A 14645-nucleotide genomic window follows, 5' to 3' on the forward strand; every position below is an offset into this window, starting at 1 on the left:
TTTAAAATGCCAGACTCATTAATGTATCAGCAGGATCATTTTGTTGTTCTAGAAACAAATCAGCCAGAACAATTTCTGACACAATCAGAGTTATTAGAAAAGCTCAAAAAAACTCTCCAACAACTCATAATTCAAGATTTGCCGCCTGACTTGCAAAAGTTTGATTCTGTGGAAGCTCAAGCACAATATTTAATCGACACCAGCTGCGAATTAGATGTTGGACCTGGGCAATATTTACAGTGGTATGCAGTTCGTTTAGAAAAGTAACTTTTTGATTCAGTTGTTAAGTAGAAAAGGAGTTAACGAAGAAGTAGCTTCCGATGCTCAATGACTCCCTAACGCTGCGTTATCCGTTGGTGTAGCCTGCCGCAGGCATGGTTCGACTACTTCGGCTTACCTCGGCACAAGTTCGCTCGGTACAAGTCGCTCAGTACAAGTTGCACTCACCAGCCGCTCAGTGACCACCGCAGGCATCAGAACTTCTCCTGACGGAAGACACTGCGCGAACGGAGGAAGCAGGGGAGAAACCCTATATTTAAAAACCTTGTCATTACCAATATCAAATAAATCTTCCACTTCGTTGTTATCCCGCCTTGAAATAAATTCTGAAGCTAATAGCTTGCATTCCTCTCAAGAGAACTAAATACAAGATTTTAAGCGATGTATATGGACATCTTTTGTGAAAGTGAAAATTGAAGTTCACGCTTAGTGAACAAAAGCTATTAGTCCAGAATTTAAGTTATGGGTGGGATGTCAATTAGCACAGCACTTTGACTGTTACATAAATGTGGGTAACGACAAGCCATAAAGGTATGGCGTTTGGGTAAGGATAATTTTTGTTCTTGACTATTGACTACTGACTAGTGACTCTTTTTTAGTATTGATCAGTGCTAGCTCAATTGTATTTTCAGATGGCTGCGTTATTTGAATCTCCAATCCAGGTCCAAAATAGTTGGTCATTTTTTCCTGCTTTTTTTGCCACACATCAATTGGTATTAGCGGAGAATCAAATTCCAAAATTAGGGCATAGTTGTGATTAACTTCTGTTTCTCGCAACCCTGTGACTGTTGGTCGTTCCTGGTCTGTGGGACTCAAACCCAGAAAAGAAAGTGTTGTATCTAGATGAGCATCTTGACCGTAGCAATATCGGGTGATGTCTTTGCGAATTTTATTTTGAGTATCAGTTGCTTGCTGCTGGCGCAGTATCAATGCTGACGGTGATGTATTTTGGCTAAATGGTACTGGCTTAAGTTCATTAGCTTTTAGCGCTAGCCCTCCTAACAACAGAGGAATCCCGTAAAAAAATCCAACAAGATTGAGTGTGGCATTATTACCAGCATAGGCGACGAAGCCAATGATGGTTAATATGCCACCGATAGTTAAACCGAGTGTTCCCAAAGAGATTTGGCGTAGCATGAGCAAAAATTAGTATAAAGTCTGAATACCTCAGTTTTATTATCATCGGCTATGAGTAACAAATTAGGGAAGAACATCGTCCCCAGGTGGTAATATTCAACCAACTCAAAATTGCCAGGTTAAGACTGACACAAAGAGAAGTCAATCAATTTTGGATTTTGGATTTTGGATTTTGGATTTTGGATTTTGGATTTTGGATTTTGGATTTTGGATTGACTCCGACCACAAGGGTATGGGGCAAGCCGAATTTTAAATTGAGAATTTTGGATTTGTTCCGGCCACGTACTCCGTAGGAGAAGCAAGCTAGCAAGAGAGGCACGTTCGCGTTAGCGTCTCCAAGAGTTGTGCGGGGCGGGGCATGAACCAAAAAATATTTTATCTAAAATCTTTTATCTAAAATTCGTAGTCAAGAGCTTCTGGCTTGGTTTCTCCCATCAGAGACGTTCTTGCTAGCTGGCTTTTGAGTAGAGGTACACCAGACACGGAGAGTTTCTAAGGGAGGAAAGTTAGTGTAGTGGACTACTAAGGGCGTATAGTGCCCCAGAATGTTGGATTTTGAGTTAACTTTAAATTTAAAGGTAGTTAAATAAGGGAAAAAATAATGGATGTACAGACTATAAAACAACGAATTGTCGCAGTTCAAAGTAAGCGCGAGTACCTGTTAAGTCTACTGGAGCAACCAAACCTGGGAACTTTGAGAGTTGATGTAAATCAGGCTTTGGAAGAACTGGATGAATTAATTGATGAATTTAGACGCACCATTCCGGTACAGTAGAAATTATCAAAAACTGCGTCGGTCTAACCGTCAACTTCAGGCTATACCGACGCTCCTCAGTAGGATCATTTCCTCAAATCCCCAGAATTGAACTAAGCCGGAGTTGGCAAAGCAACATAGCTGTATTATTTATCCTGCAACTGAACCATCTCCTGCACGCTGACCTAACTGCCTAACTAAGACAATAAGTTCGCTTGTAGGTACATCTTTCTTGCAAACGTGATCAAAGCTAGACATTGCCTTTGTCCCCTGAAAATTTACATCTTCCACTGAGGAGTAAGCAAGGATCTGGGTGTTCGGAGATATAGCTTTAATGTGACTAGACGCACTCCAGCCATCCATGACTGGCATCTGTAAATCTAGAACAATTACGTCTGGATGGCAACGTTTAACCATTTCTATAGCTTCTTCACCATTACTAGCTAAACCTACTACTTGAATATTTTCCTGGCAAGAAAAAACTAATTGTAAGGTTAAACGAGTCAGTTCGTGGTCATCAACTACTAGAACACGCAAGGTAGAAAGCTCACAGGATAACATTAACATTTAGGAAAAAGACAATTTTATTTAGAATAATGTCTCCAGTTTATGGGAACAACTGCCAGCACTTCTCTATCCTATGGTTGAATAACTTGTGTGAACCCATGACAAACAACTTAGATAACTTCTCAAAAAATTAAAGTTTTCTAAAAAAAACTAAGTTGAGTTAGTTGTCAAGATAAAAATAACTGATTTTTAATCAATCAGGTTGAGGCTACACCAGTTGCGCGTAATGCCATATTCATGAGAATTTTTTGTGAATTAGCTTCTGGAGAATCATCATAGGGACGGCGTTGAATGTAAGTGCCATCAGCTTGTAATTCCCAAGCTTGGCGATTATCTGCGAGCATAATTCCCATAATTTCTTGCAAATCTTTTGCAATATCAGGGTCTTTCACTGGGGTAATTACTTCCACTCGGCGATCTAAGTTGCGGCGCATCCAGTCGGCACTGCCAATATAGATTTCCTCTTGTGTATTGTTATGAAAATAAAAAATCCGAGAATGTTCTAAAAAGCGACCGACAATGCTGATTATGCGAATGTTTTCACTAATGTCTTTGAGTCCTGGGCGCAAACAGCAAACACCTCTGATAATTAAGTCGATTTGCACTCCGGCGCGGGAAGCTTCATATAAAGTGGCGATGATTTGCGGATCGACTAAGGCATTCATTTTGGCAACAATCCGTCCAGAAAATCCATTTTGAACATTTTCGATTTCGCGGTGAATTAGTGCCAAAAAGCGATCGCGCATATTCACAGGCGCAACCAGCAACTCTCGATAAGACTTTTGCAGGGAGTATCCTGTCAAGAAATTAAATAAATCTGTGATGTCAGCAGCCAATTCTTCACGGCAACTAAACAATCCCAAATCTGTATACAGCCGTGCCGTTTTCTGGTTATAGTTACCTGTGCCAATATGCACGTAGCGACGTATCCGGTCTTTTTCCCGCCGTACCACCATGACGGTTTTACTGTGGGTTTTTAGTCCCACTAAACCATAGACAACATGAACTCCAACTCTTTCTAGTCGTTTTGCCCAGTAAATATTATTCTCCTCATCAAATCGCGCCTTTAATTCCACCAGCACGGATACCTGTTTGCCATTTTCGGCAGCGGCAATTAAAGCGTTGACGATGGGTGAGTCGCCAGAAGTCCGGTAAAGAGTCATCTTGATGGCTAACACATTCGGGTCGTAGGCAGCATGGGTAATAAAGCGCACCACTGTAGCCGTAAAGGATTGATAGGGATGGTGTACTAGCAAATCCTTTTCCCGAATCACAGCAAAAAAGTCTTTTCCTTCGTCCGTCTCCAATGAATCTGGGTTTAAACTCGGTTCCCTCAGCCTTTGTAGGCGTAATGGTACAACAGATTGGCGTGGTGGATCTTTGAGTTCCGGCAATGGTAATGCCATAAAATACATTAAATCCCGTAGACCCAAAAGACCATCTACTTCATAAAAATCACTTTCTGTTAATTCCAAATCATGTAATAATCGCGATCGCACTATTTCGGGAGTTTGGGACTGAATTTCTAGCCGGACTGGACTCCCACCTAGCCGCCGTTTTCGCAATTCCTGTTCGATGGCTAACAACAAATCATCTGCTTCATCTTCTTCTAAGACCAAATCAGCATCACGGGTAATGCGGAACGGATGATATTCTTGAATATTCATCCCTGGAAATAGAGATTCCAAGTTATGAGCGATCGCTTGTTCTAAAGGGACTCCAGTCCAGTGGGCAGGTTTTTCCTTGTTTTGATCTCCCAATTCAGGCGGTATCGGTAAAAATCGTGGCAGAACACTGGGGACTTTAACTCTGGCAAAGAATTCTTCTTCGGTGTCTGGGTTTTTGACCACAACAGCCAGATTCAGACTGAGATTAGAAATAAAAGGAAAGGGATGACTGGGATCAACAGCCAAAGGAGTCAAAACTGGAAAGACTTGTTCCTCAAAATAACTGTTGAGATGAGTCCGCTGTTTTTGATTTAAATCTATGTAATCCAGGATATGGATGCCATGATTTACTAGTAGGGGACGAAGTACTTGCTCAAAATGTTGATGCTGTTTCTTTACATGAGGAATCAGGCTAGACCTAATATCATCTAGCTGTTGTTGTGGTGTCCGACCATCGGGAGTTAACAGGCTGACTTTTGCCTCTACTTGTTGCTTTAAACCAGCAACACGCACCATGAAAAACTCATCCAAATTAGAGTTGAATATTGCCAAAAACTTGAGGCGTTCGAGAAGAGGCGTGCGATCGTCACAGGCTTCATGTAACACCCTGCCATTAAATTCTAACCAGCTTAACTCTCGGTTAAGATAATATTGTGGATCGTTGAGATTGATAGGGGTAGCGCTTTTCTTAGATTTTGCCATAATGACCTAAGGACAGGCAGATGTGGCCCATTTAGCTGGGGGACAATAAACATAGTAAGTTAAATGGGGAGCATCCCAAATCTGTAAAAACATAATTTACGCTTCATTCGCAATTGACTTTTAACGATTTTGGTAAATTTGCTTACATTGGGATGCTGCCGTTAAATGGGGCTTGAGGATTACGCTGAAGCGATCGCTCATACATTAGACCTCTGGCAAAATTATTTTGTGGTATGGTTAGAGGTTTTAAAAAAATGCAGAGCAAATCCATACAGAGAACTTTTTTTACTTCATTGATATGTCTGATTAATATAAAAAGCAAGTTTTTAAAACACGCATTATACCATTAATAGACATCAGTAAAATTATTGCATTCAATCAAAATCGCCTTATATTTTTAAATACTATTACTGTTGACTAAAATATAAATTTACAAAACATCGTTACTGGCATATTTGTTTTAGAAGCACGAAGATTTACAACTCATAATTATGTTTCAGGCTACTCGCCGCCGTCTTGCTCTTTGGTACACTGCCGTCACTGCTGTATTACTACTACTGTTTGCCAGTGGCGTTTATTTATACGTCCGTAGTACACTGATTGAGCGAATTGATGATACCCTTAACCATGTAGTGGAAATAGTCGAGCGTTGTCTCACAACAAGCCGTTGTGCATCTACGCTTATATTTGAGCCAATTAATCCTGATGTAGATAAATTTCGCATTAATTTAGAAGCCAGTTTTCGTGACAATAACGACACCGGAGAAGATGACCACATCGACCTAGAATGGTTTAGTCCGACAGGTGAATTACTTTGGTCAACGCTATCCGAACCCTTAAATATTCCCATTCATGCCAACCGCACTGGTGAAACTGTGCGCGTAGTCAAGGGAGAGAGTGAAAATTCAAAATTCCTGACTCCTAACTCCTCACTTCTGACTAAAAATTCACCACTGTTATTGCGGCAAATCACTCAACGCGTACAAGTAGGACGGCAGGTATTAGGATATCTGCGTGTTAGTCATCCCTGGTTTGAAGTCACTAAACCCAGTCGCCAGTTAATTTTTGATTTGGCGCTAGGTATTGGGTTGATGGTGCTTTCTGTAGGCGCAAGTGGCTGGTTTCTTTCGGGTAAAGCGATGGAACCTGTAGGTGAGTCTTATCAACGCCTCAAACAATTTACTGCTGATGCTTCCCACGAACTTAGAAGTCCCATTACTTTGATTCAAACAAATGTGCAAGTTGCCCTTGCTGACTTGGATTTAGCAGAGACAGAAGCAACTACTTCTATGCAGTATCGGCAACAGTTAAAGGTGGTGGAACGGTTAACGCAGCGTTTGGGAAAGTTAGTCAATGACTTACTATTTCTAGCACGGCAGGATAGTGGTATTAGCAAAGATATTTTTTCACCTTGTCCGCTGGATGCCTTGCTGATGGAAGTGGTTGAAGAACAAGAATTGTTAGTCCCTGAAAAAGAAATTACCCTTTCTCTAGATTTAGTTGACCCCCCCGCCTCAGAAACAAGCCCCGAATTACTGGAAAATTGGTTTACGCTTATGGGTAATTGGGATCAACTGGTGCGGCTGTTCACAAATTTAATTGCTAATGCCTTACATTACACTCCAGCAGGTGGACGGGTGAAAGTGGGATTGGCGCGGATAGAGGGAATAAATCGCGTTTCTGGACTACGTTACACGAGTGCCCAGTTGCAAGTGAAAGTGAGTGATACCGGAGTTGGAATTCCAGCAGAAGCACTACCACGCTTGTTTGACCGCTTTTATCGGGTAGATCCGGCACGGACTCATCCAACTGGGAATACAGCTACAGCCAGTGCGACTGGTTCAGGATTGGGATTAGCGATCGCTCAAGCTATTGTCGAACATCATCAGGGTCATATTCAAGTTGAAAGTATCCAAGGCATTGGCACTACGTTTACTGTCACTTTACCAATAACTCTTGAGTCTTAATTCGGCAAGAAATATTTGTTTCTTGTGATAGATGTAGAAAAGTAAATAAATTAACTAGATTTTTATATAATAACAATTGCAGTATTTAGCCGCATTAAATTTGCTGTTTAAAAACTATTAAAAAAAATAAGTGTTTTTCTAGGAGTCCACAAAGAATATGAAATCTCAAAATTTTCGCAAGTCGGCTGAGTTATTTGGTGCTATTTGTGGGGGATTACTGATTAGTCTGCCAGTAATTCCTCAAGTAGTAGGACAGCAGTCTCCTCCCAAGGTTAACCCTTGTCCGAGAATTTTCTACGAAGAACCACATAATAATCAGGTTGTGGTGCCGCCGGGATGTCCTCCTAATGCCCGAACTAAAAGACTAGCTGCTCAAGGGCTTCTTCCCGTCCCTGCTACCCCATCACCAGAGCAAACAAGATTGAGTGTCGGCGGTGAAGCTCCAGAATCAGGTGTCACAACGCCACCTCCAGTTCCTAGCGAACAAACTCAACAGCCCTCACCAGGCGCGGTTTCCAACGATCAACCACAACTACTACAACCACGGCAAACCCCCAGTGCTACGATTGCCCTAGCAAATGGTATAGTTAATATCAGGTTGGTAAATGAGACTGCGGCTAAAGTAACTTTCCAAGTGATTGGTGATACGGCACCGCGATCGCTACAAGGTAAGTCAGATGTAACACTGCAAGGTCTAAAGGTACCAACAACGGTGACATTTGAACGACAAGATGGCGGACAGTTGACTGTGACTCCACAACCCTCTTCAGAGCCAGGAAGCTTAGAAGTTACATTTAAGGAAGCGACGGATGCAACTCAAGGCAGAAGTACTATGAGAATTGAACGAAACGGTTCTGTCTTCTTGAATTAATGAAACGTGAGTTCGATGAACCTCTCCCTGACAAATCTGTCCCTCTCCGAGTCGGAGAGGGAGGGTTTTGCGTAGTAAAACTAGGGAGAGGTCTTTCGTTAGGCGAACACCACATGAGCCGTCGAACTCACGTTAATCAAAGAGTGAGGAGTTAATAGTTAAACAACTCTTCAGTCCTAATTCTGCCAATTTTAGATTTCTCTTCAATCGAAAATCCAAGTTACGCTGTCAGCGCACCAAAGGTGCGACCCAAAATCTAAAATTGAATGACTCCTAACTCCTACTTCATCTGAAGCATTTTAGTTAGCTGATCGAGCAATTGCACTTCTTGTTTGCTGTCTTCCAATGTCCGCGCCAGTATAATCGCCCTTTCGTAAAAATTGCGGGCAGTGAGGTAATTACCTTGCTGCTTGTATAATTGAGCATAAGACTCAAAAGATTTTAATTCTTCTCGCAAATTTTGCAATTCTTTAGCGAGTGTTAAACGTTGCTCTAGCAAGTCAAAGGCCCGTTCGTAACGTCCGACAGCACTGTGAGCTTTCACTAAACCGTCAATTGCCCGTAATTCATTAGTGCGATCGCGGTTAGTTTTAGCTATCTGCATTGCTGTACCATAAGTGGCAATCGTATCCTGATAATTTCCAGATGCTAAGTAGGCATCACCTAAATTATTCAAGGTATTTGCTTCACCGATCGCATCGCCAGTCTGACGGCGGAAAATTAAAGCATTTTCATACAATTTAATCGCCTTGTTATAATCTCCTAATCTGGCTGCTACCAGACCCAAATTACTCAAAGATAGTCCTTCTCCTTCAATATTTTTGACACCGTGAGCAATTGCGAGTGCATCTTCAACTGTTTTACTAGCAGCAGCAGATTCTCCTTGTTGCAGGAAAAATGTACCGATATTATTCAGCACAAAAATCTGAGCTTGGAAGTCTTGAGTATCACGAGCGATCGCTAATCCTCGCCGTAAAGAATCTTCCACCTCTTTTAAACTACCAAGCTGGACATAAGCCTTAGCAAGCAAATTGTAAGTCAGACCTTCTGCTTTGAGATCGCCAATTAAGTGATATAGTTCCAGTGCCCGCAAGCAAGACGCAATTGTTTTATCGGCATATCCTGAGGCGTATTGTTGTTCACCGATACTCAGCAAGCTGTCTGCTTCATCTCTTGATTGTCGCCCAACGGAACTATTTAAAGAGCGGTGGAGTTGTTGCGTAATATCAACCGCACCCGCAGCTATGGGACTCAGCAAAAAAGTAAACAGTAAAAAGCTGTGTAAAAGTATCTGAGTCCGAGAAATCGCCCGCCAGTTGCTACAACTCTCTTGACCAGAGCAACGCACTGGCTTATCTACACCAACTAAGTTTACCTTTTGCCTTGGAAATACAAGCCATTGTTTCATAAAACTTACCCGTAAAGTTGCGGGTTTAAGTAGAAGGTCTAAGAAGAAGTTTTAAATGATTAAATTCAAGACAATTAATATACGCGTTTATACTTAAGCTAAGATTGGACTAAATCTTCCCCAAAGTAAATAGTGCGAATATCTGTGGGTAATTTGTCCTCTAGCATACGATAGCCTTCCTGGAGAGAATTGGCTACTTCCCTAGGAGCGATCGCTTCTCCTTCGGCTTGCAAATAGGCGGCGATTCTAGTTTCGCTCCAGTGGAAAGTTTGAGCCATTAACACCATCAATCGTAAAACAGCTGGTAATTGGTCTAATGCCTGTTGTACATAGCACCATAATGGCGGCGAAGTTGTTTGAAGAGAATAATGAATTGCTTCTGTGGGTGGTAGCTTAATCTCGTTAATACAGAAAGCTGTCATATTAATTAACCAATTTTGCATGGTTAAGGCTTCCTCATCTAATTCAGAGTCGGTTAAATTTAGTCCACCGAGTTCGTAGTAGATATGTCGCCAGGTGAGGGCAAACAGATAATCTGCTTGCACAGGCGATCGCGCTGAATGCCGAATTAAGGTATACACTATGGGACTATAGCGGCAAAAAATCACCGTAAAGTACTTTCCGGCATCTGGATAGCGCTGAAACAGAGTCAGTAGTTCATCGTCACTGTGATGGAACAGCGACTTCACCAGTGGGTGATTAGCTTCGGGAAAATGAGGAATTTGCACAAGTCTTTGAGTTGATAGTTGTTAAAATAGTTTTGGGAATTGCACTCCCGTAGTTAATCGCATAATATCTTGGTGTTGCCCAGTTTGTAGCCCAGACTCAGACTACTAGAGTATTGATAAACTAGAAACAAAGACTTAATTTTAGTCTTAATCGACAATCATAAAATCGGCTCCCTTATAGAATCCTTATTTGTTCATGGTTATAGCAGTTAGTGTGATATCGTTCCTGCTCAGTCCCCTTACCTTAGGCTCCTTTCTCCCTTCCCTGCCCTTAGATAGCCTGTTCTCCACCCAAGGCATTATGGTGATGCTGCTAGCAGCTTACGCTGGCGCAATGTGGATGTTCCTCACCAGTGCCCCAAAAGTACACACTGTAATGGTGTCGGATTTGGAGATTGCCCGACAGTTGTATGAAGGACTGCTAGATTTGCCAGCAGCTGAGGTGCCCTTGCACTATTACTACAACTACGAACAAACTATAGGCGCAACTGGCATTGATCCACTATATATGTCTACTGGGCCGAGCTTGTCTAGCAAAATGATGAATAATGCCACAGATGGGCTGTGGTATCAATTAAAGAAAAATACCCAGTTACACATTATTACTGGCGCGAGTTTAGGTAGCAAAAATCAGCAACGCCACGTTTGCTTTGACCATGACTGCCTAGAAATGATTTTAATGCGAGTCGAAATGCGCGGTTTGAAATTGAAGATTCGCAACCACAAGCCCCTGAATTTTTTGGTCAAGGACTATGAAGGGCGCGTTATTGAAGTAGCAGAGGTAGCGAATTAGTCATTAGATTTTAGATTATTTGAGGTTGGGTGGTGCGTAGCTTGCTGCCGTAGGCATCGCACCACCCAATATTTTTTATATAGCAGGTGAGGCGATCGCGCTACCATTGATTATTTAAAGTGATTATGGGGTTTTGCTAAATAAAAGCTTATGACCGTTGAAAAGATGTACACATCTCATCTGTATGAAACAGATTTCTATACTTGGACTCAAGAGCAGGTTAGCTTGCTCAAAATTCAACAGTGGGATCAATTAGATACTGTTAACCTGATTGAAGAAATTGAAACTTTGGGTAGAAGAGAACGCCAAGAATTGAGAAATCGTTTGGGAGTATTGCTAGGACACTTACTGAAATGGCAATTTAAACCCGAAAAACGTAGCAATAGCTGGTTGGGTACAATTCGAGAGCAACGTGTTCAAATTAAGCTGCTTCTGCAAGATAGCCCTAGTTTGAAACCCTATCTAGATGAAGTTTTCCTGACTGTTTATGAACTAGGTTTGGCTTTGGCGATTCGAGAGACTGAGTTGGGTGAGCAAGTTTTTCAAGAAATCTGCCCTTACACTTTAGGCGAAACTCTAAATCCTGAATTCTTACCAAATCCGAATCAGGTTGATGAGTAGAGCGAGTAATTACCCCATACTCTTTTATCACCGTAAACCGTGGCAAATAAAAGCAGCCCAGTAATAAGGATCTGAAAAGGGGGATTGCTGAGTAGAGTTTTCGATTTCTTGAATTCGTCTGTTCAATTTAGTATACATATTATATTCACACTTCCATTGTTGATGTTCGATAGAATCTAAAGGATATTTCTTTCTATCTCCTATCAGTTCTTTTTCCCTTGCTTCTACTTCCTGGAATATTTTCTTTAGGTCTACTTTTGTAAATTCCCGTAGCTTAATTTGGGCTTGCTGTAATGCTTCAGGACGGTTTTTACCTTCTTGTCGCTGCTGGTAGTAAAAAATGGAAAATAATCCTGTGGCTAAATCATTGACTGACCACAGAGTACTAACTACACTTCTAGCACCAGCACACAAAAATCCTGTGGAGAGAGTAAGAATATCATCAGTTAGGGAAGGAGTACCTAAATTAGTTTCGCAGCAAGAAAGAAACACTTCTACAAGTTGAGGTAAACGCCAGCTTGGTGTCATCAATTCCCCCAAAGTAATATCACCATCCGCTAATTTTAAATAAGATTCTAAAGGATTATTGAGGCAAGATTGGGCATGGTGGCAGGAATGGAGTACATTAACTTTTTTTGCTAATTGCCGATAGTTATTACAAGTGCCTTGACTGCTGCCAATTAATCTGTTTTCTGGTGGAATGTTGTACATTTGGGCGAGTTTTTCGCCTTCAAATCTAGCACAGAGAAGGTTATCTTCAGCATCTTCTACAGTTCCATATTGTAGAGATATTTCATTAAATATCCCTACATTATCGCGTTGTTGACAAAATTCTAAAATTTGGCAGCTTGGGGTGTAACGAATCAGAAATTTATCTCCTAAATACTCCTGATATTCTCCTGTAGGCAAAGCAGCGAAGGGAATCTGATGCAGTAACAGGTGAGGTACTAAAATTAATTCTTCTATTCCTTGAAGGTGTTGAGATATGAGTTCAGGTATTTGCAGGCGTTCAGCTAATTCACGGAGAATACTGTTAATTTGAGTTTCCCATTTTTTGGGATCATTCATATAAGGCAATAACCAATTCTGGTTAATCCAGCCTTGCAACGTCTCTAACCCTTGTCCTGTGCAGGTATGGAGATTAATTTGGTTTTGCTGCACGACAAAAATATGGGTGTCGCTGTTGGTAGTGTAGAAACTGAGGATAGCTGTATTGGGCTGGTTAATTAGCTTTTGAATTTCTGACAAGCTGAGGGGGTTTACTTGAATTTCGCCAGCTAATACGGGATCTTCACGTCTGAGTTTTTCCCAAACTTGTTGTTTTTGGGTTTCTAAAGATACGATTTTTTGATTGCGTTCTTCCCAAATAGCGCGTGTGTCACTACGGCTATTTCCAGATTTATGGTATTGGCGTTCTTGGTCAATTTCTTGTTGCAGTTCTTCATACTGCTGCAATAACTCTTTGACTGCTGGGGGGATTTCTTCACCCTGAGAGAGGTTGTAGCTTGCCATTAAGTCTACCAGGCGTTTGGAACGCGATCGCTCTGAATATTCAAAGGCTTTTTCTATTTGTCCAGCGTTGATGCAAGCTTGCACCATACTTTCGTAAATGCCAATAAAATCTTCAAGTGTCTTTTGGCGATTAAATTCTGACTTTTCCCAATTACGTTTTTGCTCAAGGGCATCAATTGCTATACAATAGCCATCCATAGCTATTGGCCAAAGTCCAGCACTAGAAGCAGCATTACCTAAATGTCGCCCAGCAGCTAAACAATAAAAGGGGAAAGAAGTGGGTGTATATATCTCTAGTAGTAAAAGCGAAGATTTGATTACTTCTTGGATTAGACCTTTTTTATAGTATATATTACATAAATTAATTTTGGTCATTGCCCATTTTTCAGGAAAGCTTTGACGAGTAAAAACTTGTAAAGCTTTTTCGTAGCAGATTATAGCTTTTTCAAAATTATTGTTCTCATTTCCATCAATATATCCTGCATAGACTATCCCCAAATTATTATTAACTAAAGCCCAATATTCAGGATAATTTTCTGGGGTTAAAATTCGTAAAGCGTTTTTATAGCATTTTATAGCAATATCCTGAGTCTTGCTCCGATTATCAGCTTCTTTCTTGAGATAGGCATTTCCTAAATTCATTTGAGTTCTAGCCCAGTATTCAGGAAAAGCCTGACGAGTAAAAACTTGCATAGCTTTTTTTGAGCAAGTTATAGAATCTTGAATATTCTCATCCCGATCACCATAAAAACGTTGAGAGTAAACTGTTGCTAAATTATGCTGCGCCCAAGCCCATTGTTCGGAATTTTCTGTAATATTAAAAACCTGTAAAGCGTTTTTTAGGTGAATAATAGAAACTTCTAGATTTTCGGCTTTATCGTCACGTATGCGATCTCGATAGGTAAGTCCTATAATATTTTGTACTTCTGCCCAGTTTTGTGGATCAGTTTCATAACTACGAATTTTTAAAGCTTCTTGACATAAATTAATAGAAGTTTCTAGATTTTGCGCTCTATCTTCTTCTATACGTTCCCAGTAAAGATATGCCAGTATAGTTTGTGCTAATCCCCATATTTCTGAGTAAGTAGTTGAAGTAAATACAGTTTGTCCTACTTGGCAACACACGAGGGCGATTTCTATGTTGTCAGATTTATTACCTAATGGAAACTCTCTAAGACGCTTACTAAAGTCAATAATTGCTGCTGCTGTTTCTGCTGCTTCATCAAATGTTAATTCAGGTAAAATAGATATTTTCCAATTTTCCAATAAAATAATAAGTCTTTTATCCAGTTTATCTAAATTTGCTTCTAAAAGGGGATAAATTGCTTTAAGGTCGCCCGTGCTATTTAAAGTTGCTTGTAATGCTGTATTTAAGAATTTACTGGAAATCTCAATAGATACTTTTTCAGCCATTTCATATAAATAAGCCGCCTTTTGATTATCTCCTTCTTCTAAAAGAATATCAGCACATTTGTAAAGTAAATTTAGGAATTGATCATCAATAATCAATTCCTGATTAGCCATCAATATATATCGTTCTTCTCCAGTTTGACAAGTTAAAATTTCTTCAATGATACTTAAGTATGTTTTTAGAAGCTGCTCATTTTCTTCATTGCCAAATTCTTTTTTCATATTAATT

At 40.6% G+C, this 14645-nt stretch carries 12 protein-coding genes; 6 read left to right on the forward strand and 6 right to left on the reverse strand.

Features of this window, described 5'->3' with window-relative positions; translation table 11 throughout:
* Positions 1–6 precede the first annotated feature (6 nt).
* Positions 7–267, forward strand: coding sequence for a chlororespiratory reduction protein 7 (locus V7K49_RS23250; protein ID WP_334873203.1), 261 nt, complete (start codon positions 7–9; stop codon positions 265–267).
* A 579-nt stretch (positions 268–846) separates the two neighbouring features.
* Here the strand turns inward: V7K49_RS23250 and V7K49_RS23255 are convergent.
* A complete protein-coding gene (locus tag V7K49_RS23255; RefSeq protein ID WP_334873201.1) occupies positions 847–1416 on the reverse strand; it encodes a DUF2854 domain-containing protein in 570 nt (189 codons plus the stop codon).
* 601 nt (positions 1417–2017) lie between these two features.
* Here V7K49_RS23255 and V7K49_RS23260 point away from each other — a divergent pair.
* Positions 2018–2191, forward strand: a complete 174-nt coding sequence (locus tag V7K49_RS23260) for a hypothetical protein (RefSeq protein WP_334873199.1) — start codon at positions 2018–2020, stop codon at positions 2189–2191.
* Between the two features lie 129 nt (positions 2192–2320).
* Here V7K49_RS23260 and V7K49_RS23265 read toward each other — a convergent pair whose 3' ends face one another.
* Together V7K49_RS23265 and ppk1 are read right to left on the reverse strand one after the other, a co-directional pair.
* Positions 2321–2737, reverse strand: coding sequence for a response regulator (locus V7K49_RS23265; protein WP_335207701.1), 417 nt, complete (start codon positions 2735–2737; stop codon positions 2321–2323).
* A gap of 197 nt (positions 2738–2934) precedes the next feature.
* A complete protein-coding gene (gene ppk1, locus V7K49_RS23270) occupies positions 2935–5106 on the reverse strand; it encodes a polyphosphate kinase 1 (protein WP_335207702.1) in 2172 nt (723 codons plus the stop codon).
* A gap of 491 nt (positions 5107–5597) precedes the next feature.
* On the opposite strand from ppk1, the gene V7K49_RS23275 reads away from it, so the two are divergent.
* On the forward strand, positions 5598–7073 hold the full coding sequence (locus V7K49_RS23275; protein WP_335207703.1) for a sensor histidine kinase: 1476 nt from the start codon (positions 5598–5600) through the stop codon (positions 7071–7073).
* 157 nt (positions 7074–7230) lie between these two features.
* Complete coding sequence (locus tag V7K49_RS23280; RefSeq protein WP_335207704.1) at positions 7231–7944, forward strand: hypothetical protein; 714 nt, start codon at positions 7231–7233, stop codon at positions 7942–7944.
* Positions 7945–8224: 280 nt separating this feature from the next.
* Here the strand turns inward: V7K49_RS23280 and V7K49_RS23285 are convergent, their stop codons facing one another.
* Together V7K49_RS23285 and V7K49_RS23290 are read right to left on the reverse strand one after the other, a co-directional pair.
* Entirely contained in the window at positions 8225–9352 is a 1128-nt protein-coding gene (locus V7K49_RS23285; protein WP_335207705.1) for a tetratricopeptide repeat protein, read from the reverse strand.
* A gap of 98 nt (positions 9353–9450) precedes the next feature.
* A complete protein-coding gene (locus tag V7K49_RS23290; protein WP_334873190.1) occupies positions 9451–10080 on the reverse strand; it encodes a sigma-70 family RNA polymerase sigma factor in 630 nt (209 codons plus the stop codon).
* Between the two features lie 196 nt (positions 10081–10276).
* Here V7K49_RS23290 and V7K49_RS23295 point away from each other — a divergent pair, with 196 nt between their 5' ends.
* A complete protein-coding gene (locus V7K49_RS23295; protein ID WP_273766740.1) occupies positions 10277–10873 on the forward strand; it encodes a glyoxalase-like domain protein in 597 nt (198 codons plus the stop codon).
* 165 nt (positions 10874–11038) lie between these two features.
* Positions 11039–11494, forward strand: coding sequence for a DUF29 domain-containing protein (locus tag V7K49_RS23300; protein ID WP_335207741.1), 456 nt, complete (start codon positions 11039–11041; stop codon positions 11492–11494).
* 27 nt (positions 11495–11521) lie between these two features.
* Here the strand turns inward: V7K49_RS23300 and V7K49_RS23305 are convergent, their stop codons facing one another.
* Positions 11522–14638, reverse strand: a complete 3117-nt coding sequence (locus tag V7K49_RS23305; RefSeq protein WP_335207707.1) for a CHAT domain-containing protein — start codon at positions 14636–14638, stop codon at positions 11522–11524.
* Positions 14639–14645: the final 7 nt, after the last annotated feature.

Origin of the sequence: Nostoc sp. (assembly GCF_036919675.1) — a bacterium.
Lineage (GTDB): Bacteria > Cyanobacteriota > Cyanobacteriia > Cyanobacteriales > Nostocaceae > Nostoc.

What these genes read in the sequence shown, in the direction of transcription:
- V7K49_RS23250 (WP_334873203.1), top strand. Translation starts at nt 7, where the DNA reads ATGCCAGACTCATTAATGTATCAGCAGGATCATTTTGTTGTTCTAGAA.
- V7K49_RS23255 (WP_334873201.1), bottom strand. Translation starts at nt 1,416, where the DNA reads ATGCTACGCCAAATCTCTTTGGGAACACTCGGTTTAACTATCGGTGGC.
- V7K49_RS23260 (WP_334873199.1), top strand. Translation starts at nt 2,018, where the DNA reads ATGGATGTACAGACTATAAAACAACGAATTGTCGCAGTTCAAAGTAAG.
- V7K49_RS23265 (WP_335207701.1), bottom strand. Translation starts at nt 2,737, where the DNA reads ATGTTAATGTTATCCTGTGAGCTTTCTACCTTGCGTGTTCTAGTAGTT.
- ppk1 (WP_335207702.1), bottom strand. Translation starts at nt 5,106, where the DNA reads ATGGCAAAATCTAAGAAAAGCGCTACCCCTATCAATCTCAACGATCCA.
- V7K49_RS23275 (WP_335207703.1), top strand. Translation starts at nt 5,598, where the DNA reads ATGTTTCAGGCTACTCGCCGCCGTCTTGCTCTTTGGTACACTGCCGTC.
- V7K49_RS23280 (WP_335207704.1), top strand. Translation starts at nt 7,231, where the DNA reads ATGAAATCTCAAAATTTTCGCAAGTCGGCTGAGTTATTTGGTGCTATT.
- V7K49_RS23285 (WP_335207705.1), bottom strand. Translation starts at nt 9,352, where the DNA reads ATGAAACAATGGCTTGTATTTCCAAGGCAAAAGGTAAACTTAGTTGGT.
- V7K49_RS23295 (WP_273766740.1), top strand. Translation starts at nt 10,277, where the DNA reads ATGGTTATAGCAGTTAGTGTGATATCGTTCCTGCTCAGTCCCCTTACC.
- V7K49_RS23300 (WP_335207741.1), top strand. Translation starts at nt 11,039, where the DNA reads ATGTACACATCTCATCTGTATGAAACAGATTTCTATACTTGGACTCAA.
- V7K49_RS23305 (WP_335207707.1), bottom strand. Translation starts at nt 14,638, where the DNA reads ATGAAAAAAGAATTTGGCAATGAAGAAAATGAGCAGCTTCTAAAAACA.